A 23,193-nucleotide genomic window follows, 5' to 3' on the forward strand; every position below is an offset into this window, starting at 1 on the left:
TTAAAAATGACAAGAGAAATACTATGAAACACCTAATCGCAACCGCGATCAGTTCAGCGCTGTTACTCACAGCCTGTTCAGAACCACAAACGACAACATCAACGCCTAAATCAGAACAATCAGCACCAGCTGCTGCCGCAGAGCAAGCTAACCCACTGTTTGTAAAAAGCGTATTACAATACGAAACGCCTGATTTCAGTGCGATTAAAGATGAGCACTTTATGCCTGCTTTTAATAAAGGTATGGCTGAGCAAATGGCTGAAGTACAAGCTATCATCAATAACCCAGCAAAGCCTGATTTCGCTAACACCATTGTTGCTCTTGAGAAAAGTGGTGAGCTACTGACTCGCACACGCAGTATTTTTTATAACCTAGCAGGTACTGACTCAAACCCGGCTCGTCGTGAATTACAAAAGAATTAGCGCCAAAACTAGCTGCTCATAGCGACAATATTTTCTTAAATAAAGCACTCTTTGAAAAAGTAGCCGCTATTCACAGCGAAGCTGACAACCTTGCCTTAACTGCTGAAGAAAAACGTTTATTAGACGTTTACTACAAACGTTTTGTGCGTGCAGGTGCAAAATTAAGTGCAGAGCAAAAACAACAAATTCGTGATATCAATACGAAGCACTCAAGCTTAACAACTCAGTTCTCACAAAACTTATTAGCACTGACTAAAACAAATGTTGTTTTAGTGGATGACAAAGCAGAGCTTGAAGGCTTACCAGCAGGTCAAATTGAACAACTCGCCAATGCCGCAGCAGAAGCAGGCCACCCAGGTCAATACCTAATTAAAATCACAAACACCACGCGTCAGCCAATTTTGGCAACACTGAAAAACCGTGATTTACGTGAAAAAGTATGGCGTGCATCGGCTGAGCGCGCATTATCGGGCGAAAATAGTAACCGTGAGATCGTGGCACAGCTTGCTCAGTTACGTGCTCAAAAAGCGAAGCTATTAGGTTACGACAGCTGGGCTGACTTTGGTTTAGAGTCACAAATGGCGAAAAAACCACAAGCTGTATTTGATATGTTTGCGAGCATGATCCCTGCATTAATGCAAAACGTAAACGCTGAGGCCGCTGCAATTCAAGCTAAGATTGATGAATCAGGCGAGCAATTCAAATTACAGCCATGGGATTGGTTATTCTACGCAGAGCAAGTTCGTAAAGATAAATACAACCTTGACGAAAATGCAGTGAAAGAATACTTCGAGTTCAACCGCGTTCTAGAAGACGGCGTATTCTTCACCATGAACCGTTTATACGGCATCACCTTTAAACCACGTAACGATATTCCGGTATATCACCCAGATCTAAAAGCCTATGAGTTATTTGATGAAAATGGTAAGAGCTTGGCCATTTTCTTTGCTGACTACTTCGCTCGTGAAGGCAAGCGTGGCGGTGCATGGATGAGCTCATTCGTTAAACAATCTGGCCTTAAAGAACAAAAGCCTGTTGTTGTAAACGTTATGAACATTCAAAAAGGCGCGAATGGCGAACCTACGCTTATCAGCTATGATGAAGCAACAACGATTTTCCACGAGCTAGGTCATGGCTTACACGGCATGTTCTCAAACGTGAAGTACCCTACTCTATCTGGCACCTCAGTATCACGCGACTTCGTTGAGTTCCCATCAACATTTGAAGAAGATTGGGCAATGTACCCTGAAGTTATCGCTAACTATGCAAAACACCATAAAACCGGCGAGCCAATTCCTGATGAGCTACTGAAAAAAGTAATTCAATCGCGTAGCTTTAACCAAGGTTTTGATACCCTAGAGTACGTTGCAGCTGCACTACTTGATATGGAATGGCATTCACTTTCTGCTGATGCACCATTACAAGACATTGAAAAGTTTGAGCAACAAGCGCTTGCTAAACATGGTGTTGATGTACCATTTGTACCACCACGTTATAAGTCAGCCTTCTTCTCGCACTCAATGGGCGGCGGTTACTCAGCGGGTTACTACGCTTACATGTGGAGTGAAATCTTAGCGGCAGACGCCTTTGCTTATGTTCAAGAACAAGGTGGTTTAACTCGCGAAATGGGTGAAAAATACCGTAAAGAAATTTTAGAAGTCGGTAACTCACGTGACCTGATGGAATCGTTCAAAGCGTTCCGTGGTCAAGAGCCAGACACTTCAGCGTTATTAAAACGCCGCGGCCTAAAAGCAACGGTTCAATAGCTTACCTTGAGCTTTAAGCTCTAAGCTCTAAGCTGTAAGTCAGAAATGTGGGGTTATCGAGTATTGATAACCCCACAACGATAGCAAAAGGAGCGGTCAGCCTTCAGCTATCAGCGGTCAGACGCGCGAAACAAGTTTCACGCCTACAAAAAGGCGCTAGGCTCTAAGACGCGATGTAAAATCGCTGCTACGTCGTATCTCGTACCTTTCCCCTCGTACCTCGGAACTCGGAACTCGGAACTCGGAACTCGGAACTCGCTAACTTAAAAACAAAAAAGCCCTTACAGTAAGCTGTAAGGGCTTTGTTATCACTATTTAACGTTATTATTTACGTTTACGGCGACGGCCGATAAGCGCTAATGGTGCAAGTAGTAGTGTTAAGAAACCAAAGCTACCATTGCTAGATTTAGTCACTTTCTTCTCTTCTACTGGCTCAGCTTCGTTAGTTACAGCAACAGTGAATTGCTCTGATACAGAGTCTGTACCATCATTAACTGTTACTTCAAATACCAACTCGTCATCGCTTGAGATAGCGCCTGGCGTGAAGCCTAAAGTAGCTGTATCAGCACCAGTTAATGTAGCAGTTGTACCGCTTAGTTGCGTCCACGTGTAGCTTAGTGCGTCATCATTACGGTCTGTAGCTGTTGCAGTTAATGTGCCTGAAGCAGACTCAGAAACTGACTCATCACCCGATACAGAAAGTAATGGTAATGCGTTATCACATGCTAATGCATCACCAGCAACCACGTTTGAGAAGATTGGTGAAGTCACGTTGCTTACCGTAACGTTATCAATCCACCAGCCGAACTCACGTACTGCGCTGTCTGATGACATACGGAAACGTAATTTTGCACGGTTACCGTTTAGTTCAGTACCGAAACGAATTGTTTCGTAGTTACCATAAACACCGTTACCATCAACATTGTTACCTGTGAAGGTATCGCGATCTTGTAGTGCTTGCGCGTCGTTTTCGATTAGTGGGCCATCGTAACCTACATCAAAAGTACCGCCCATCTCAGTAACATCTACCCAGTTACCGCCGTTTACGCTGATTTCTACAACACCACCATCCCATTCGTTTTCGATTAGGTAGAAGTGCCAGAATGAAACTTCAAAGTCACCAGCAAAACCGATATCAAACTCTCTTGATTCAACCGCAACATCAGACTGGAAGTCATTGTTGTTTAGGTACATTGTTTGCTCGCCAAGACCGAAGCCAAAGCTGTTGAAGAAGTTAACATTACCACCAGTTGCCATGCTTTGCGTGCCAACAGCTAAGTCATCACCTGTCATTACGTTTTCTTTCCAATCACGTAATGATGCACCTGCTACTTCCATATCGTCTGCCGTTTGTGAGCTAACTGGTGCTTTATCTTCAAAGTCCATATTCACAAGGTAAGATACTGTATCGCTTGCTGCTTCAACAATTTCGTCATCAGCAGAAAGCTCAGGGAATGACACTTCGATTTTAAGTGTATCCGCAGTGTCAGCATCATTTAACGTGAAAGTAATCGGCGCGCTTGTTTGTGAAGCATATGGGTTTGTATCGTCGAATGTGATTAAACCATCATTTTCGAAAGTTACATCGTGGCCACTTACAACCGTTAACTGAGCTTGTGTGCCAGTCAGTACTTCACTACCTGTGTTCATGATGCTAACAGTTAATGTACCTGTTTCACCTTTATCTAGCACGTTATCGTTTGAACAATAACCTAACTCAGCACCGTTGTAGTTTGCATTCATTGCCACATCTTTAAATGTGAAGCTAGCAAGTTTCATTTTGTCTGATTCAACAACACCTGTTAAATCTTCACTGAAACGCTCTGGTGCTTTAGCTCCTAAGCCCATACCACGCTTAGCAAATGCACCTAAGATTAGTTTGTAATCTTCTGGGTCTACAGCATACGCTGCAGCTAAGATAGCATCACGTGCTTCTGTGTATAACGGTGCAACAGGAGTCAGCTTGTAACCAGCAACTAAGTAGTTAGCCATACGGTTTTGAGCATCTTCAAAGCCGTGCTCGTTGATAAGCGCTACATAGCTTTCCCAAAGCATAGTTGCCCAAATTTCACCTGCTGCGTGTGGTGAAGCAACACTTGTTGGTGAAATACCTACATCATCACCAGCATTTTCAGTAATGTGACGGAAAGACAATGGGTTTACTTCCATATTGGTAGAATATGGAACACGACGAATACCGTAGTAGAAGTCTTCTACGAAAGTACCGCTACCGTATGCTTTTTGGAACTTGTCGTTACCAGGGATGTTAATGTCACCTGCTTTAGCAATGAACATTAGAGAGTGGAAATCACCCCAACCTTCACCCATCGCGCGGCCCTGGAAGTTGATAAGGCCTGATGAGTTACCCACTAAGCGGTTACTGATATAGTGACCCCATTCGTGAGCAATAATACCGTTATCTAAAGTACCGTCTTTTAACGTTGCTTTATTGAACATGTTAACAGTGACAGTTTCGCCTGCAGCGATACCATCGTAAAGCGCATGACCGTCAGCATAGTTCAGACCCATGTTAGGAATGATAACGGCATCGTCTTCACCGCCCATTGGCGCTGGCTCATCCGTATCTGGGTTGTTGTTTACAACGATTGCACCAATTGCACCGGCTTCTTGTGCGTGTAGTACTTTTGCTGTGAAGTTACAAGAACCACGATCTACAAGCGCAATTTTGCCAGCGAGTTCTGCTGCATTTGTTGCAGGTTCACAACCATCGTTTACGCTACCAGAATCTACGTTATTACCGTCAACTAGACGAACAACTTCCCCTGCGATATCAGCAAATTGCATTTGACCAAAGCCAGATACTTTAGAAGATTCTAGAAGACCAATCGTTGCATCAGATGTTACAACCACACCGTAGTCAACGCCTACTTTTGCGTCTTTTGAGTTGTATAGATACATTTGCATGCGTGGGCTTGCACCGTCAGCAGGCGTAGACATGTTCGCGTTGTTTAAACCGCTATTATCTTGTGCTTGCGCTTCGATTGGATCGCCTTCAACACCACCACGACCGTAGTTAGATACTTGCGCAACATTTGATGTTTCGTCAAAACCATGATCATAGAAAAAATCGTGTAAGAAGTTGTTCATGTAGAACAAGTTAACGATCGCCGCTTTACGGTTGTCGTAGCTGTTTGCTACTTGATCAACTCGGTAAGGGTAATCGAATGTGTAATCTGATGTTGTTTCTGCAGTGAAGTCACCTTCTGTGTAACCTTGAGGTGCGATAACATCAGCATAAGCAAATACGTTGTTACCTGATGTTGTTGTAGCATCATCAGCAAGCCACGGATCCATCGTGCTTAATTTTTTGTAATAAGATAAGCTTACAAGTGGTGCATCAAGGATTTCTGTTTCATCAACTTGATCAGGGCCATCAGCTGGGATTACGTCACCGTGTGGACCTTCCCACGGGTAACCATCTTCATCAGCCCAAACACGGTAGTTAAAATCTGCCGCGTGAGCTTTTAAGTCTTTCTTGAAGTAAACTTTGTTGTTTTGCGCGCCAATAACATAACTGAAGTAATCGCTTTCTAGGCTATTTTTGTCAGCTACTTCTACTTCAACATAGTATGCAGATTGCAACTCACCCGCTACTTCAAAGAATACTTTCTTAGCACGTGGCTGACCTAATACAACTTTGTCACCATTTTGGTTAGACACATTGTATTTAACATAGTCGCCTTGCTCAGTTGACTTAGTTAGCGATACATTGATATCTGCAAGCTCTTTAATAGCACGCTTGATACTTTGCTCAGCGCCTACAAAGTCAGCTAAAGGTGCAAATGATTGTGTTGCGTTTGAGCTTGTATTAGCGAAGTAACCAGAACCTGCAACTAGGTTGTACTCTTTGTCCATGATCAGGTTGTATTCACGGTTGAATACTTCAATGTCATGTACTTTTTGCTTGTATTTAGCAGTGATTGAACCAAGCTTTTGTTCAGATAAATCTGTTAATACAGCGCTTGATACACCTTTTTTAGCTGTGCTAACGCCAGTTAAGGCATTTAAATAAAAATCTGCGGCATAGGCATTGCGTTGCTCAGGAAGCACCATAGCCATATCTGGCTTAGCTTGACCAACTGCATTCCATAGGAACGTGGCTTTACCTAATTGCGCATCGAAAATAGATTTATGACCCGATACTGTGCGACGCTCAGCTAATGCACGTTGCTGAGATACTTGAGGATTAAATTGTACTTGCGAGCTAACACTTGAGGCATTATAGAAGCGAGTTTGTTCACTTGCCTGTAATTGAGATGATGCCAAGATAGCCGTTACCATGGTAGCAACAGCTGTTACTTTAAATTGAGACATTCCTTACGTTCCCTATTGTTATATTTTTATTTTCGGTTAACAATCATAACCGAGGCCAATGTACCCAATATGGCAATTAAAAAACAGAATTAATTGTAAAAAAAAGTAACAAACAAGCAGGAACATAATGAATCAAACAATTAAGATACAAGCACTTACACTAGCATTAGTACTAGTATCAGGCTGTCAAAAAAATGAAATAAGCGAGCAAAATACAGCACAACAGCCAACGACCAGTTCACAAAAAGAACAAGTTTTAGTTAAAGATGTTAAAAAAGCAGTCGAAATCAACAAACAAAAATCTACTAACGCTTTTAGTAATAATGGCGAAAAAATTACCTTTGATGCGCCTAATTTAGTCAAAGGCACAGAAGTCTTTAATCATGCAATGCAAGAGCGCGGCATCGCTACTGGGGCAATTTATTTAACTCTAAAAGAAAACAGTTTACCAATAGAGCTTAGCAGCCAATACAAACTGAAAAAAATGACCAACAAAAATTATCGATACATTGCAGATAAAAACACTGATTTATTAAAAGTACAAAACGCTTTTAAACAAAATGCCAACGTAGATGTTGTTGAAATTAAAATTGATTATTCACCGATTAAAGAAGTGATGTAGGACAGGAGCTCTCAGCCTTCTGCTATCAGCCGTCAGACGCGCGAAACAAGTTTCACGCCTACTTGTAGCAGCGGGTTTATCCCGCGCCATCATGCGCTAGGTTCTAGGCCCTAGGCTCTAGGACGCGATGTAAAATCGCTGCTACCTCGAAACTCGCTAACTTTACTCTTTCCCCTCGTAACTCGCTAACTTACTACTCCACCACAAAGTCAAAATAGGTGGCTGGGTATGCTTGAGGTTGATAAGTGAAGTGCCACCACTCCATTGAATATGGGGCGAACCCGGCATCTGTCATAAGGGTTTTTAGTTTATACCTATTTGCTTTTTGCTCTGCATTAATACGCGGATCGTCGGTGTTAGAAAGGGTATCGAACATATCAAACGGTGAGCCCATATCAAGCTCTTTGCCTTTTGTATCGACTAACGTTAAATCAATCGTTGAGCCACGACTATGGCCCGATTTAGCAGCGATGTAATCACCAAGCAGCTTATCTTTGCCTAAGTTTGGATAAAACTCAGCTTTAGTACCTGTATCCTCTAAATCGTTAACCCAACGCACAAAGTGGTCAACGGCGCGCTGTGGGCGGTAACAATCAAAGATTTTTAAATTAAGGCCTTGTGTTTGAGCTGCTGTTTGCACATTTTTAAGAGCGGCAGCAGCGCTATTATGCAATAAGCATTTAGGCGCGTTGTAGCCATCAACAGGTTTGCCTACAAAGTTATGATGACCAAAATAACGAATATCTAACACGGCATTAGGAAGTAAAGCACCTACATCCACAAATTCACTTCGCTTATCATCGCTTGGGTTTGCATAAGCAGTGCTTGTGCTAATAAGCGCTATACTTAGCAAAGAAGAGGGGATAGTTAAACGTGCCAACATAGTGAATGCCATTTTAATTTCTCGTAAATAACTTAATACCACTCACTATTGCACATTAAATAACTTATTCCAAGATTAAAGACTCAGAAACAGGAGTAATATTTTGGCTATATAATGCATCTACAACTGATCGGTTGCGACCCGTCTTTTTAGCCTGGTATAAAGCTTGGTCGGCAAGTTTAAATACTTCATCAATGTTTAATTGCTCGATTGGCCAGCCTGAAATACCAATCGATACATTAATGCAGCCAACAGGGTCAATGTAGCTTTCGGACACCCGCATACGCAAACGTTCAGCGAGTTGATACGCTCGTTTTGCTTCGACTCTTGGCATGATCACAATGAACTCTTCACCGCCTGTACGGGCAACCACATCACTATCACGAGTGACATCTAACAAAATTTTAGCTAACGACTGTAGTACCACATCACCAATGTCATGACCAAACTCATCGTTCACTCGTTTAAAATGGTCGATATCGATAGCCAACACAGCAAAAGGACAACGCTGAGCTATAAAATGATTAATTTGTATATCAAGGCTACGGCGATTGTGCAGGCTAGTTAATGGGTCTGTTTGCGCTTCTTGGCGCAATAAACCGATTTTACTTTGTAGTAGCCCCACTCCTTTTAACATGGCTTTTCTTAACTCATTACTTTCAAAATACCATGAGCGGATTTGTGTCAACTCTAGTGACGTTGAAGGGCGATCTAAGGTATTTGCAGTCTCAGCTAATTGCCTTAACGGCTGTGAAATTAAACGTGCTAATACCCAAATAAACACAAATGTAAGTAAACCAATTGGGGCTGTCTTTACAAACACTTGCCACATTAAGTCATCAAGCGGTGCAAGGGTGTTTTCAAGCGGTCGCTGAGTGACTACCCCCCAAGAGGCAACTGTCATTGGCGCGTAACCGGCAAGCATTCCAACGCCTTTGCTGTTGGTAACAATCTGTGTGCCTGAGTTACCTTTTAATACCTCATCAATTACTTGGTTATCATATACTTGCTCACCAATTCGGCTTTTATCAGGGTGATAAAGTAAGCGATGATTTTCATCAACCACATACAGATAGGAACCGTCTTGATAGTAATGAACTTGCAGCAATTCATTTAAAATACTGGTCCGCTTTAAGTAAAGGGTGCCGCCAACATAACCAATAAAATTGCTATTTTTGTCAAATAATGGCTGCGAAATAAAGATCAGTAAATTACCTGCCATCGAAATATACGGCTCACTGATCATTGGAATCCGATACGACAAAGCTGCCTTAGTACCAAAACTATCTACTTTTCGGTTTTGTAGTTTCAGTGACTTGGGCGAAACACCTAGAATATCGCCTTGTGCATTTACAATAATTGTCGAATTAAAACTATTGGTTTGTAGTCTTAACCTGTCTACCTCAGAATTAATTAACCCTTGATTATTAAAATCATCCTCAAGAATTTTACCGACATAAGCAAGTTGTTGCTGAGCAGCCAGTAAAAAGTTATCGGTCGCCGACACCAACTTAGCGGCATAGGCCTTATGATTATTAAGGGTTTTATCTATTAGTTGTTGCTTTTGAACTTGGTAGCTCGAGTAATAACTATTTAGAAAGGTAATAAGCGTTGCAGAAAACGCTAACAATAAAATTAAGCGACGTAGGTTTAAACCTTTACTTAGACTCTTAAGCACGATACTTCTCACATATGGGGCCCAAAGTCCATATCGGGTACATCTAATACCTTTATACTAGCAAGATGTTTTGTATACCTCTATAAAACTTTTGTCATAATTTGATTTAGCGCAAATAAATGAGTGCAATTACTCTAATTAATTAAAGTAACTTTGTTTAATAACTTCAGCTACCAAGCACTCGTTGAACATGAACGGCATCAAAGCCTCTTACCAGCAACCTTCGTTATTTAACATGTTGAATTTAATAAACTATAAACTTAAGACAGTTAAAAGAATGGCTAATACATGCGATTTATATTGTTCAAAAGCAGCTTGCTTTGACGTAATAATTTATTACACTATAAAAACAAAATAACAATAAAGTTTTCCTATGCGTCAACACTGTGCTGAAATCATCAATAAACTCCCTTCACATCGACTTATGGCGTTAGATGTAATGCGGGGCTTGACTATTACTGCCATGATCTTAGTGAACAACCCGGGCAGCTGGAGCGCTATGTATTGGCCGTTGAAACATGCAGACTGGCATGGTTGGACACCTACCGACTTAATTTTTCCCTTTTTTATTTTTATTGTCGGCATGTCTATTACGCTATCTGTAAATAACCTGCGTGGTAAAGGGGTAAGTGATCAACAAATATTAAAAGCAGGTGTTATTCGCACCATTAAACTTATTGTGCTGGGTTGGTTTTTAGCCTTGTTTTATTACAATTTTCAAGACCCTTCTTTTAGCTGGGTTGATGACAAATTATTGCAACTGCGAGTTTTGGGTGTGCTACAACGCATCGGTTTGGTGTATTTAGCAGCCCTGTGTTGTTACCTCTATTTATCGCCGAAAAAAATAGCCATTACTTGCATCGCTCTTTTATTATTTTATGGCGCCGCCATGCTTTATATCCCGTATACCTTGCCAAACGGCGAGGTAGTGAGTGGCTTATGGTTACATGGCAATAACTTAAGTGCTTTCATAGACAACACCGTACTTGGTAGTCATCACCTGTATTATGCCAATGCTAAGCCACTGCCATTTGATCCTGAAGGGCTGTTCTCAACTCTTCCTGCGATTGCGAGTGCGCTCAGCGGCATTTTGACTGCAGTTTACTTAACCAAACAACTCGACCTTAAAAAGCAAGCACGTACACTAATCTTAGCAGGCATATTAAGCGTTATTGCCGGCTATGCTATTTCGCCAATAACGCCTATCAATAAAGCATTATGGACTCCTAGCTATGTGTTACTCAGCTCAGGGCTTGCTGCGATTTTTTATGCTTTATGCAGTACTATTTTAGATATTTATAAGCTGCGCAGCTGGAGTGCTCCATTTATTGTTTTTGGTGCTAATGCGATATTATTTTTTATGTTTGCAGGCGTGTTCGCACGCCTATTAATTATGGTTTCGTTAGGCGATAGCAGTTTAAAAGGCAATGTTTATGGTCTTATACAATTAGCGATCAGTGATCATTATTTGGCATCTTTTATATTTTCGCTGTTGTTTTTAGCAGTGTCTTATATTGTGATGTTCAGCTGCTACCGCAAAGGCATTTTTTGGAAGGTTTAGTCTTTGAAAAAATGAGCCAGTCAGCAACTGGCTCATCTGTTCAGCAATTATGCCTGTGGTATTGCATGGCTTTGCTTATCGAGTAGATACAAAATTGACTGATAACTAATGCCACTGTGCTCAGTTAAACCAATTTCACAGCTACGGCTATTAGATACGCCGCGACTACAATTTTTTGGCACTTGTTGTTTAAGGGTTTTTAGCGCGTTGCTATTTAGTTCTGGCAAGTTAAAACCCTTATCACCAGCAAAACCACAACACTCAATATCGGCTGGAATAATCACCTCATTACTACATGCCTTGGCAAGTGATACTAGGCTTTGCTCTTTACCTAATCGCTTTGAGCTACAGGTAACATGGAGCATCACAGGCTCATTCACGGGCGTTACTTGCAAATTAGGCAGTAAGTACTGAGCTGCAAAGTCGGCACTTTCGTAAATTTTGAGTGCAGTATTTTGCGCAGCATTAAGGGTGGTGAGCGCACAGGGGCTGGCATCAAAAACGATTGGATACAGGCCATTATTTGAAAGCGCCTCGAGCTTAGTAAGTAATTGCTCACTTTTATTTTTAGACTCTTGATTAAAACCTTTACTAGCAAATGGCATACCGCAGCATAGTGAATCAGCTTGTTTAGGTATCACCACTTCATAGCCTGCTTTTGCAGCTAATGAAAAGATTACATCAAGCAGTGGACGCTTATCATCGGCAAGTTTATCGGCCGCAAAAACCCGGCTTGCGCAGCTTGGCATATAAACTAACTTTTTCGCTTGTTGGGGTTGTTGACGTTTTCTATTAATTGGCTGCTCGGCCCTTGGCCATGCCGAATAATATAGCGGTGTACCAAGCAACTTATTAGCAGGTTTACTCAGGTTTCTTAAGTTACTGCTGCCAATTGCTTTTTCTAGCACCTGGATGACGGATAAGCCAAACCGAGCACCAGAGGCGACAACCGCAAAATGCTTGCTGGCAAAGCGTGATAATGACCGCGCTACTTTGCTTGAGGAAACTTGCTCAGCCCTAAGTGATTTTATAAATTCACCAGTGTTTATCCCCACTGGGCATTTAAGTCCGCAAAGACCGGTTGCTGCGCACGAATCAATACCAAGGTATTTAAAGTCGGCCTCGATAACACTGAGCTTTTGATTTAACTTCTGCTTACTCGCTAAATCATCGGTTGTTAGCAATTGATTGTGTAATTCGGTGCGGTGCCGCCATAAAGTAATACGCTGCCTAGGTGTTAAGGTAAGCCCTTTTGATGGGCAAACCACTTCGCAAAAGCCACACTCAATACAGGTGTCAATAATATCATCACTTTTTGGCATGACTTTTAAATGCTGAGTGTGAGCATTTTTGTCGTGATTAATAATAACCCCAGGGTTAAGAATATTCTGCTTATCGAATAATGCTTTAAGCGCAACCATCACCGAGAAGCCATCATCTCCCCATTCGGTGGCAACAAACGGAGCCATGTTACGACCTGTGCCATGCTCTGCTTTTAATGACCCTTTTAGTTCAACTGCCACTAAGTTCGCCACATCAGCCATAAATTGCTCGTAACGGCTTACTTGCTCGTGTGTGTCGAAGGCTTGAGTAAATACAAAATGCAGGTTTCCGGCCAGTGCATGACCAAAAATAATGGCTTCGTCATAGCCATATTTAATAAATAACTGATGCAGCGCATTTACGCCCTCAGCTAATTTATCAAGAGCAAAGGCGACATCTTCAATAATCACTGTAGTGCCAGTTTCACGCACCGCGCCAACCGCAGGAAACGTTCCTTTGCGGATATTCCAAAGTGCTGCATTACGGGCACTGTCAGCAGAAAACTCAATCGCTGCCAGCTGGCTTTGCTTAAACTGAGCAAGAAGTTGCTCGGTGATCTTAGTAAGTGCATCAAGAGCCTCTGCATTTTCAGCTCTTAACTCAATTAAAAGTGCCGCTGCTTGCTCTGGATAGTTGGTCACTTCTTTTGGCATTATGGCATGTTCAGACACCGACATCAGGGCACGTTTATCAAGTAGCTCAACCGCTGCAACATCAAGTTCACTCAGTCTTTGTACCAGCTCACAAACCTTACTGATATCGTCAAAGATAAAAAAACCTGTGTGTTTATACTTATGCTCGACCACTGTGTGGTAGGTAATATCTGCGATAAAAGCTAACGTACCCTCAGAGCCAATAATTAAATGTTTAATGATTTCGATTGGATCAGAAAAATCCAGTAACGCATTTAAGCCATAACCTGTGGTATTTTTTAAACGATATTTATGGGCGATGCGTTCACTCAAATCTGGGTTCTGCTTTACGCTATCAACAAGGTTCATTAGCTCATCAACCCAGCTACTATGGCTTTGCAAAAAGGCGTTACAGCTTTGGTTATCAGCCGTATTAAGCACAGTGCCATCGGCAAAAATTAGGGTCATATCTTTTACTGTATGGTAGCTGTTTTGCGCCACCCCACAACACATACCCGATGAATTATTTGCCGCCATCCCCGCTATTTTGCAACTATTAATTGAAGCGGGATCAGGGCCAATTTTTTTACCAAACGGGGCTAATACTTGATTCACTCTAGCGCCGATGATCGCCGGTTGTAAGCGTATTGCATCGGCATCATCAATAATCTCAAACTTGCTCCAACTATCGCACAATAAAACCAATACCGAATCTGTAATTGCTTGCCCAGATAAACTCGTCCCTGCAGCTCGAAATGTGATAGGTATTTGTTGCTCGTTTGCAGCAATGATCACTTGTCGTGCTTGATTTTGATTGCTAACTAATACAATTAACTCAGGAATTAATCGATAAAAGCTTGCATCTGTTCCATACGCATAACGGCGCGAGTAATCTTCTATTAATGCAGACTCTGGTAAAAAAGGTGCAATTTGCTGTTTGAATGCGTGCAATCTTGTTAAAGCCATCTCGCCCCCAGGCTTGTCATAGTTACGCTGATGATTATGGAATATATTATTACTTTAAATTGTACTAAAAAGCGACCCATTAAATTGATAAATTATCATCTTCAAGCATTTTCATCAGCATAAAGGTTTGGTTATTTAAGCATATCAGCCCTATTTGGTGATCTAACTTAGCTTTTTGCAGTCATGCAGAAAAACCGCTAGGGTAGCAAAAAAAGACTGTATTTATATTTAAAAACCCATTAACATCAAGAATAATTTATTCTAAAAACTAAATAAGCGTTTTGCTTTGGAGCTTGCTGTGTTAAATAAGTTTGCACTATCGTCACTGGTTATCGGATTAGGATGTTTCATGCCATTACAATCATCATTTGCTGAGTCTGCATTAACTTTAAAACAACAGTTAGGGCAAAAGCTCATGCTCGACCTGCGCTATTACTGTGAGCAAGACCCTGGCGAGCAAAAATGCCGTACACCGGTCACTCAGCTGCCAGCCGATTTAGCCAATATCATCACTAAACATAACATTGGTGGTGTGATTTTATTTGCTGAAAATATCGATACCGTGCCACAGGTGATCAAACTTAATAATGATCTACAAAAAGCTGCTGCTAAGTCTGAGTTAGGCTTACCGCTGTTTATTTCGATAGATCAAGAAGGTGGCCGAGTAGCCCGAATTCCTCGTGATGTAGGCACTTCATTCACAGGTAATATGTCGATTGGCGCAACCTACAAAGAACATGGCACATACTTCGCGACTGAGTCTGCGCGCATTATCGCCGACGAGCTTTTAGCACTGGGTGTTAATGTTAACTATGCACCCACGGTCGATGTAAACATGAACCCTGATAACCCTGTTATTAACGTACGTTCTTACGGCGAAGACCCGCAACTGGTTGCGAAACTAGGTGGTGCACAAGTCGCAGGGTTCGAAAATAACGGCGTTATTTCATCGTTAAAGCACTTTCCGGGGCATGGCGATACTAACGTAGATAGCCACACAGGCTTGCCAAAGGTAATGCATGATAAAGAAACCATTTGGCAGCAAGACCTACCACCATTTAAAGAAATTATTAAGAATCAACAGCCGGGTATGATCATGACTGCACATATCCAATATCCAGCCCTCGATGACACTACGTTTGTCAGTAAAGAAGGCAAAACCATGATCAAACCTGCAACAATGTCGCGCAAAATCATCACCGACTTATTGCGTGATGAACTCGGTTATCAAGGTGTTGTGATCACCGATGCACTTGATATGGCAGGTATTAGCCACTTCTTTGAACCAATTGAAGCAGTGATAAATACCTTTGCAGCGGGTGTTGATATTGCGCTTATGCCAATTGAAATAAGAAGCCCTAAAGACTTGGCGGTACTTGAAGCCCTAATTGACAGATTAGAGCAAGAAGTACAGCGTGGCACTTTAAATGCTGACGAAATGAGTGCTTCAGCAACGCGTATTTTAAGACTTAAAGAGAAGTTTAAACTCACCTCTTCACTTGACGACGAAGCAGCTATCAAAAAAGCGCAGCTTTTACTTGGTGATCAAGGTCACAGAAAAGTAGAAGCCGAATTAGCATTAGCCGCTATCACCGAAGTTAAAAACGAAAAAAATACCCTACCACTCGACATTAAATCAGGCAGCAAAGTGCATATTATTATGCCAGATACCCGCAAGTGCTATGCCCTACAGCAGGCGTTAGTTGATAACACTGATAAGTTAATCAGCTTTAGCTGCACTAGTTTGCAAGGCTATGAGAAGCTTGCCACGTTAAAAGAAATTAACGAAGCCGATATAATCATTGCCGCAAATGCGTCACCAAAACAAAGTGCTGTTGAAGTAGGTGGAATGGACGATTTAGCTGATAACCCAGAGTTTGCAATTGCTAAAGCAGATCAATCTGCGGCATTAGAATCATTGCTAAAACAAGCAAAATTAGCCCATAAGAAGACCGTATTTGTAAGCTTACGTGCCCCTTATGATATTGCTCAATTTGGAAAATTTGGTGATGCTGTACTTGCCACCTATGCTTACAATATAGATGTAGATACAGATGAAAAGATTGCTGGTCCTGCATTCACAGCGCTAGCAAAAGTTTTACTAGGGAAGGCCCCTGCTAAAGGACAGCTGCCCGTTACTATTAATGACCTGAACTGAGTGTTATTGTAGCAACTATGGGCAAGTGTTTACTTCAAGGAGAGTCACATGCAAAAAAATGCATCTTTAACCACTCCTGCGGCTATTCGTAAAATGGTACGTGAGGGTGACTACAGTGGAAATACATCGGGTTTTGCACCGGGTTTTGTGCAAGCAAATTTAGTGATTTTACCTAAACAATATGCGTTTGATTTTTTGCAGTTTAGCCAAGCAAACCCGAAAGCTTGCCCGATTATTGCTACTAGCCGTTTACCGGGCGTTACCGATATGCCAACCGTTGGTGAAGATATAGATATTCGTAGCGACTTCCCTCGTTACCGCATCTTTAAAAATGGCCAAATGGTTGAAGAAGTAACTGATATTACAAGCCATTGGCGCGATGATTTAGTCACCTTTCTAATTGGTTGCTCGTTCTCGTTTGAAGAAGCGCTTATTGCCGCGGGTCTTGAGATCAGAAATATCAGCGAGCAAAAAAATGTGCCTATGTATGTAACCAATATGGCCTGCCAGAGTGCGGGGATTTTCCACGCCAATATGGTCGTTAGCATGCGCCCAATGAAACCTGCAGATGCTATTCGGGCAATCCAAATTTGCAGCCGTTTTCCAAGTGTACATGGTGCGCCAGTGCATTTTGGTGACCCTGTAGCAATTGGCATAAAAGATATTAACAAGCCTGAATTTGGCGATGCGGTTACCATCAAAGCAGGTGAAGTACCGGTGTTTTGGGCCTGTGGTGTTACTCCACAAGTTGCGATTGCCAACGCAGCACCTGATTTTTGTATCACGCATAGCCCAGGACACATGCTGATCACTGATATTCCAAATAGTAAAATGGCAGCGTTATAAATGACGATGAAACTAAATTGCGACCTTGGCGAAAGCTTTGGGATGTGGAAAATGGGCTTAGACGAGCAAGTTATGCCACATATTGATATGGCAAATATTGCTTGTGGTTTTCATGCTGGCGATGCCGATGTGATGGCAAACACCCTAGCCCTTGCCAAGCAATACAAGGTAATGGTTGGCGCACACCCAAGTTACCCAGATAAGCAAGGCTTTGGTCGCCGTTCTATGGCTATGAGTGAAAAAGAGCTTACCAATTGCCTGCATTATCAAATTGCTGCAATTGATGGTATGGCTGCGGTACATGGCTTAACGCTCGAATACGTAAAACCACATGGCGCCTTATATAACGATATGATGAGTGACGAGCAAACCTTGAATATCGTTATGCGTGCTGTGGCTAGTTATGCAAAGCCACTAAAATTAATGATTTTAGCCACCAACCAAGCAGCCGAACACAAAGTACAAGCAAAAAATCTTCAACTAGAACTCATTCTAGAGGCGTTTGCCGACCGTCAATACACAGACGAAGGTAAACTAGTCACGCGCTCTTTAGCTGGCAGTGTACACGATAAACCAGCGCTAATGGCGCAGGTTAAACAGTTAGTTGAACATGGCACAGTCACAACGCGAAGCGGTCAGCAGCTTGCGCTTGATGCCGATAGCCTGTGTGTGCACGGCGATAATGATGCGGGTATTGCGCTCATTCAAGAGATCAAAGCACTATGTCAGCAAGCCTAAGTGACGCTGCGCTCAGCCAACAAATTGAAACCATGATGGTTGAACAAAACCCGCGTGGTATGCAGCATTTATATGCAAAACAACTAACGGGTACGTATTTACGCGCAGCGAAATACCTTCATCAAGCACAAGGTACTGTATTGATTGGTACAGGCTTTGCAGTCAACAATACCTTCGAAACCGACGGCCCAGTTGGAGCGATTGCACTTTACAAAGTACTCAAAAAACTTGGTAAACAGCCCCTTTTGGTTACTGGCAACCCCCTTTACAGTGCCCTTAAAAAAGACTTCAACTGCTTTGAGCTGCCAATTAATAGCATTGATAATGCCCACACTTTTAGCATTAAAGCCCTTGCACAGCTGAAACCTGATTGTGTTTTATCAATAGAACGCCCGGGGCTGAATCAGCATCAGCGTTATTACAATATGCGCGGTATTGATATTTCTGAGCATTGCGGCTGCTTTGATTTTTTTGTAACAGAAGCACGTTGCCCCACCATAGCGATTGGTGATGGCGGTAACGAAATAGGCATGGGTAACCTTGCACAGCACATGCAAGCGCTAAACATTACTCCTTGTTTAACTCCTTGCGATGAGCTTTTACTCGCCGATGTATCTAACTGGGCGGCGTACGGGCTGATAGCCTTTTTAAGTCGCTGGCATAACACCGATTTGCTGGCTGAAATTGAGCCACTCAATATTTTACATTATCTAAGTGAGCGCGGTAGTGTCGATGGTGTCACCCATAAAAACGAGCTCACCGAAGACGGTCTGCATGCAATGCATGGTCAACAATTAATAACTCGGCTTCGCCAACTTGGCGGCTTTACGACAGAGAATGAGGTTTAACAATGGGCACGGTATACCTAAATGGTGAATACCTTGGCGCTGATGAAGCAAAGATTTCACCAATGGATCGCGGCTTCTTATTTGGCGATGGCATTTATGAAGTGATCCCATCATACCAAGGCAAAATGCTAGGCTTTGGCGCACATATTGAGCGTATGAATAACGGTTTAAACGAGCTTGAAATTAAGCTCGATTACAATGCCGATACGTGGCGTAAAATCTGTAATGATTTATGCGAAAAAAACCAAGGTGACAACCTAGGGATTTATTTGCATGTGAGCCGCGGCGCTGATACAAAACGTGCCCACGGCTACCCAAGCAATATTACTCCGACCGTATTTGCGTTTGCTTTTGAAATTCCGGCAGAGCCAAAAAGCGACATCGATAGCGCAACAACTTACACCGTATCACTTGAGCAAGATCGTCGCTGGCAACGTTGCCATATAAAATCAACGGCACTGCTTGGCAACGTGATCCATTACCAACACGGTGCAGCAGCGGGTAATAAAGAAACCATTCTATTTAATCGTTTAGAAGAAATTACCGAAGCCAGTTCAAGTAATGTGTTTATCGTAAAAGATGGTGTGATCAGCACGCCACCACTTGATAACCAAATTTTACCGGGGATCACCCGCTGGTTAATCCTCAATATTCTTCACAGTTACAGTGATTTTAAAGTGCAAGAGCGCATTATTAGTAAAGAAGAGTTACTTGATGCCGACGAGGTATGGATCACCAGCGCCACTAAAGAAGTTGGCCCAGTCGTAAAAGTAAATGGCAAGTTAGTTGGCGATGGCAAACCAGGTGCAATTTGGCAACAAGTGCAAAGCCTGTTTACCAAGCATAAGTTTGATTACTAATTTAATCGCACTTTAAAAAAACGCCTACTTAAAGTAGGCGTTTTTTTTAGCTATTATTTAATTGCTTATTATATCAAATGGCCAAGCTTGCAGTAGGCCGTCACTGGTTTCTGAATATAGCAGGTTACCATCGTATGCCACACTCAGTACTGACGTACGCTGGCGCTGTTGTTTAGCTTCGTATTCAGCGATTAGTTCACCATCTGCAACGCGATATAAACGCATCTTCATTTTTGGCGAACCCGTTAATAGCCATTTATCTTGATTAATAAATTGCGATGCGGTGAACTCAATAAAGTTAGCGTATGAGGCCACTTCTGATAGTTCTTTTTTATTGGCTAAATCAAAAAATACTCGATCATCAACCGAATCAATTGCAAAAGCCAAGCTCGCTGTTTTATTTAAAGTAACGTGATTTACTCTAGTAGCTAAACGCTCTTCAAAGCGAGTGCTGCCATCGCTCGTTGACCAAAGCTTTACGTATTTGTCGCTCGAGCCGGTAAACGCCCACTGACCATCAGCCGATAACGCCACGCTATTAATATCTAAGCGATGAATATCAAAACGCTTAGTATCACCTGTGCGGGTATTTATCACCTCAGCCTTACCGCTACGATAGGCTATAACCAAAGTATCGCCTACAGCTGAAATAGCGATGTCTCTGGCGATTTCTTGCCCAGTGAGCCAAGTGCCAATACTACGCCCGGTGCGAGTATCGTATAAAGTTACTGATAACCGATTTGAAATGAAAAAACGAGATTTGTTGGCGCTAAAGCCCGCAAGCTCAACATGTTCAGCGCCCAGCCCTGTTATACAATCGTATAGACGCGCTTTTAACTGATTATCCCAAACGCACACCTCAGATTGGGTTGCCACTAACGCGTGACTAGCATCTTCACTAAGCGCCGTGGCACTTAATAGCTCATTGCCATGCGCAAATTCACTACTAGCAGAGGCAGTAAACACCTCACCTCCACCACAGCCCACAAGGCTTAGTGCAAATACACAGCAAAGAGATTTAAGCAGTTTCGACGTCATGATCACTCTCATTTTTTATAATTATATTGTATAGGAGCAGTGTAATGAAAATAAGCGGAAGTTGGTAGGAAATCTCGCTGCCAGCTTTCAGCCGTCAGCCATCAGTTTTTGTAGGCGTGAAATTTATTTCGCGCGAAGTGCCGGCTGTTCGGCGATGCAGCGGCGCGCCATGCAAGCATGGCGCCTACATGAAACGATTATTGGTCTGTTCTGCTAACGATTTCGTAGCCTTCAGCTTCATAATCATTGATGCATTTTTGAAATTTATTTTGAAGTTTTATTTCATCGAAATAGCCAAGTGAGTATACATCACACTTTACTTTCATATGTTCACTGTTTTCCAAAACCGCATTAAGTTTAAGCTCAGCAAAACCAAATTTATAGGCTAATTCTGTGAACTGTGAATACAGAACCAAAAGCAGTACAGCAAGAAGGGTAAGCGTTAGTGTATTTTTCATTTTTATTTCCTTTAAAAGTGTTGGTAAAAAGTCTGGAGCAATTATCGAACCAACAATATAACTTCATATAAATCAATACAATGAGAGATTAAAGCAAAAACATAGTTGATATTTTCACCAATAAATAGTGAAAAAGACAACTTTTCCCTACAATAAACACAATATGGTGATAATGCTTGTTTTAAAGTACTAGAAATGAGCTTCGAGGTGTGTGAAAGATAGGCGAGAAGCGAGATAGGAGGTGCTTTAGCGCCGAACAAAAGCCTCCTGATTCTCTGCTTAAGGTAATCCCACGGTTTTCTTGTAAACGTGAAATTTATTTCGCGCGAGGGTTCTAACTTTCCCCTTGCTAACTCCCCTCACCCATGCGTAAAACAAAACACATTAAGTTTGTTACCGTCTAGGTCTCTAAAGTATCCCGCATAAAAGCCCGGCATTTCACGTGGGCCGGGAGCGCCTTCGTCAGTGCCACCTAGTTCTATGGCTTTTTTATAAAAGGCATCTACTTGGGCTGGAGTTTCGACTGCCAGAGCGATCATAGTACCGTTACCAACTGTGGCTTTTTCATCATTATGGGGTTTAGTAACCGCAAAACCGGGCTTATCTTGACCTGTACTCCATGCGACAAAGCGATCAGTTTCTAAAAAGCGCTCGGCGTTTAGAGTGGCGAACAATTCATCGTAATACTTTACTGCTTTAGCTAGGTTGTTAGTGCCTAACATGATGTAACCTATCATTGTGTGCTCCTTACATTTAAAAGTGTCTTTACTCAACATAAAAGGGAAATGACCATCTGTCTATTGATTTCTTCATTCATCGCAATGGACTATATTTCTTATGGTTGTTACTTTATAACAGGTCAACGATGAAATGGTCTCCTCCCTTTCGGCATCGCAATGTGCCAAACTTGGAATTGAACGATTCAAGTAATAAAGCGAGGAGACCGAGATGAATATTACAACAGTTGGATTAGATTTAGCAAAGAATGTGAGTCATGTGGTTTGCTGTAATCAAGTAGGTAAAATTGTTAAGAAAAAAATCCTGAGAAGAAAAGAAATACTGAATTATTTTGCTCAACTAGATGATTGCCTAGTTGGAGTCGAGTCATGTGCCAGTGCACATTACTGGGCAAGAGAACTCGAAAAACTGGGGCATCGGGTAAAACAAATAGCGCCTCAACACGTAAAGGCTTATGTCAGAGGTAACAAAACAGATTTTAATGATGCATTAGCCATAGCCGAAGCTGTTGTGCGACCAGAAATGCGTTTTGTTAGAACAAAAACCCAAACCCAACAAGATATTCAATCGCTGCATGTACTACGCAAGAAATGTGAGCGAGACAGAACAGCGAATAGTAATGAAATACGAGGCTTATTGTATGAGTATGGGATTGTCATTCCATTGGGAGTACATAATGTTTATAAGGCCTTGCCTGAGTTATACGATAGAGAAGCAAATAATGGGTTGAGTGAGTTGTTCAAGGAATTATTGGAACAACACTATAAAAAGTTGTCAGAGCTTAAAGCGCACCTGGATGTTTATACTCAAAAAATCCATGACTTAAGTAAAGATGATGCCTGTGTTCGATTACAGAGTATTCCGGGTATTGGCCCATTGATTGCCAGTGCGTTTTATCAACATGTGGGCAATGGCAGTGAATTTAACAATGGACGAGCGGTATCAGCTTCCATAGGTTTAGTTCCGAGGCAACATAGTTCCGGCGGTAAACAAAATTTACTGGGTATCAGTAAACGGGGCGATGGGTATTTAAGAACCTTATTGATACACGGTGCCAGAGCCGTTATGCGAGTCAGTGCGAACAAAGATACGCCACTGGCAAAATGGATAAAGCGAATAGAGCAAACGCGAGGCAGGAACAAAGCTGCGGTTGCGCTTGCCAATAAGTTAGCTCGCGTTGGTTGGGCGATATTAAAACACGGCGGTCGTTACAACGATGATTTGGTAACGGCTTAACAATGAATAACGAGTTCACTTCAGAGGATTGCTGAATAAACATCAAGTGATGACAAACAGGTAAAACCGACATATCGAAAACCTG

15 protein-coding genes and 1 pseudogene are annotated in these 23,193 nt (G+C 42.1%); 9 read left to right on the forward strand and 7 right to left on the reverse strand.

The features are described 5' to 3' along the window. Nucleotides 1-23 precede the first annotated feature (23 nt). A pseudogene (locus J8Z25_RS19235) lies at nt 24-2,188 on the forward strand (M3 family metallopeptidase). Between the two features lie 324 nt (nt 2,189-2,512). Here J8Z25_RS19235 and J8Z25_RS19240 read toward each other — a convergent pair. Continuing rightward, complete coding sequence (locus J8Z25_RS19240; protein ID WP_250662077.1) at nt 2,513-6,523, reverse strand: rhombosortase-dependent M36 family metallopeptidase; 4,011 nt, start codon at nt 6,521-6,523, stop codon at nt 2,513-2,515. 127 nt (nt 6,524-6,650) lie between these two features. Here J8Z25_RS19240 and J8Z25_RS19245 point away from each other — a divergent pair, with 127 nt between their 5' ends. After that, entirely contained in the window at nt 6,651-7,145 is a 495-nt protein-coding gene (locus J8Z25_RS19245; RefSeq protein WP_250662078.1) for a serine protease external chaperone, read from the forward strand. Between the two features lie 193 nt (nt 7,146-7,338). Here the strand turns inward: J8Z25_RS19245 and J8Z25_RS19250 are convergent, their stop codons facing one another. After that, nucleotides 7,339-8,028, reverse strand: coding sequence for a M15 family metallopeptidase (locus tag J8Z25_RS19250; RefSeq protein WP_250662079.1), 690 nt, complete (start codon nt 8,026-8,028; stop codon nt 7,339-7,341). Nucleotides 8,029-8,092: 64 nt separating this feature from the next. Then, nucleotides 8,093-9,706: a sensor domain-containing diguanylate cyclase gene (locus J8Z25_RS19255; protein WP_250662080.1), complete on the reverse strand. Its 1,614-nt coding sequence runs from the start codon at nt 9,704-9,706 to the stop codon at nt 8,093-8,095. A gap of 373 nt (nt 9,707-10,079) precedes the next feature. On the opposite strand from J8Z25_RS19255, the gene J8Z25_RS19260 reads away from it, so the two are divergent. Further along, nucleotides 10,080-11,267 (forward strand): acyltransferase family protein, encoded by a 1,188-nt coding sequence (locus J8Z25_RS19260; RefSeq protein WP_250662081.1) that lies wholly within the window; start codon nt 10,080-10,082, stop codon nt 11,265-11,267. Between the two features lie 47 nt (nt 11,268-11,314). Here J8Z25_RS19260 and J8Z25_RS19265 read toward each other — a convergent pair whose 3' ends face one another. Continuing rightward, on the reverse strand, nt 11,315-14,188 hold the full coding sequence (locus J8Z25_RS19265; RefSeq protein WP_250662082.1) for an FAD-binding and (Fe-S)-binding domain-containing protein: 2,874 nt from the start codon (nt 14,186-14,188) through the stop codon (nt 11,315-11,317). A gap of 349 nt (nt 14,189-14,537) precedes the next feature. Between J8Z25_RS19265 and J8Z25_RS19270 the strand changes: the two genes are divergently transcribed. From J8Z25_RS19270 to J8Z25_RS19290, 5 genes are read left to right on the forward strand one after another with little or no spacing between them, the layout of a single operon-like run. Then, nucleotides 14,538-16,346: a glycoside hydrolase family 3 protein gene (locus J8Z25_RS19270; protein ID WP_130052996.1), complete on the forward strand. Its 1,809-nt coding sequence runs from the start codon at nt 14,538-14,540 to the stop codon at nt 16,344-16,346. A 48-nt stretch (nt 16,347-16,394) separates the two neighbouring features. Continuing rightward, complete coding sequence (locus tag J8Z25_RS19275) at nt 16,395-17,192, forward strand: putative hydro-lyase (RefSeq protein ID WP_130052997.1); 798 nt, start codon at nt 16,395-16,397, stop codon at nt 17,190-17,192. A 6-nt stretch (nt 17,193-17,198) separates the two neighbouring features. Next, entirely contained in the window at nt 17,199-17,930 is a 732-nt protein-coding gene (locus J8Z25_RS19280; RefSeq protein ID WP_250662390.1) for a 5-oxoprolinase subunit PxpA, read from the forward strand. Beyond that, complete coding sequence (locus J8Z25_RS19285) at nt 17,915-18,778, forward strand: glutamate cyclase domain-containing protein (protein WP_250662083.1); 864 nt, start codon at nt 17,915-17,917, stop codon at nt 18,776-18,778. The genes J8Z25_RS19280 and J8Z25_RS19285 overlap by 16 nt, the downstream gene beginning before the upstream one ends. Nucleotides 18,779-18,780: 2 nt before the next feature. Then, on the forward strand, nt 18,781-19,638 hold the full coding sequence (locus J8Z25_RS19290; RefSeq protein WP_130052999.1) for an aminotransferase class IV: 858 nt from the start codon (nt 18,781-18,783) through the stop codon (nt 19,636-19,638). Between the two features lie 57 nt (nt 19,639-19,695). Here the strand turns inward: J8Z25_RS19290 and J8Z25_RS19295 are convergent, their stop codons facing one another. The 3 genes from J8Z25_RS19295 to J8Z25_RS19305 form a co-directional block, all read right to left on the reverse strand. Further along, nucleotides 19,696-20,676, reverse strand: a complete 981-nt coding sequence (locus tag J8Z25_RS19295) for a WD40 repeat domain-containing protein (RefSeq protein WP_250662084.1) — start codon at nt 20,674-20,676, stop codon at nt 19,696-19,698. A gap of 197 nt (nt 20,677-20,873) precedes the next feature. Next, the gene (locus J8Z25_RS19300; RefSeq protein ID WP_130053001.1) at nt 20,874-21,134 is read right to left on the reverse strand and encodes a hypothetical protein; all 261 of its coding nucleotides are present in this window, start codon (nt 21,132-21,134) and stop codon (nt 20,874-20,876) included. A 359-nt stretch (nt 21,135-21,493) separates the two neighbouring features. Then, complete coding sequence (locus tag J8Z25_RS19305) at nt 21,494-21,871, reverse strand: VOC family protein (RefSeq protein ID WP_130053002.1); 378 nt, start codon at nt 21,869-21,871, stop codon at nt 21,494-21,496. A 211-nt stretch (nt 21,872-22,082) separates the two neighbouring features. On the opposite strand from J8Z25_RS19305, the gene J8Z25_RS19310 reads away from it, so the two are divergent. Further along, nucleotides 22,083-23,108: an IS110 family RNA-guided transposase gene (locus tag J8Z25_RS19310; RefSeq protein WP_250659740.1), complete on the forward strand. Its 1,026-nt coding sequence runs from the start codon at nt 22,083-22,085 to the stop codon at nt 23,106-23,108. Nucleotides 23,109-23,193: the final 85 nt, after the last annotated feature.

The organism is Pseudoalteromonas sp. SCSIO 43101 (assembly GCF_023650775.1).
Lineage (GTDB): Bacteria > Pseudomonadota > Gammaproteobacteria > Enterobacterales > Alteromonadaceae > Pseudoalteromonas > Pseudoalteromonas apostichopi.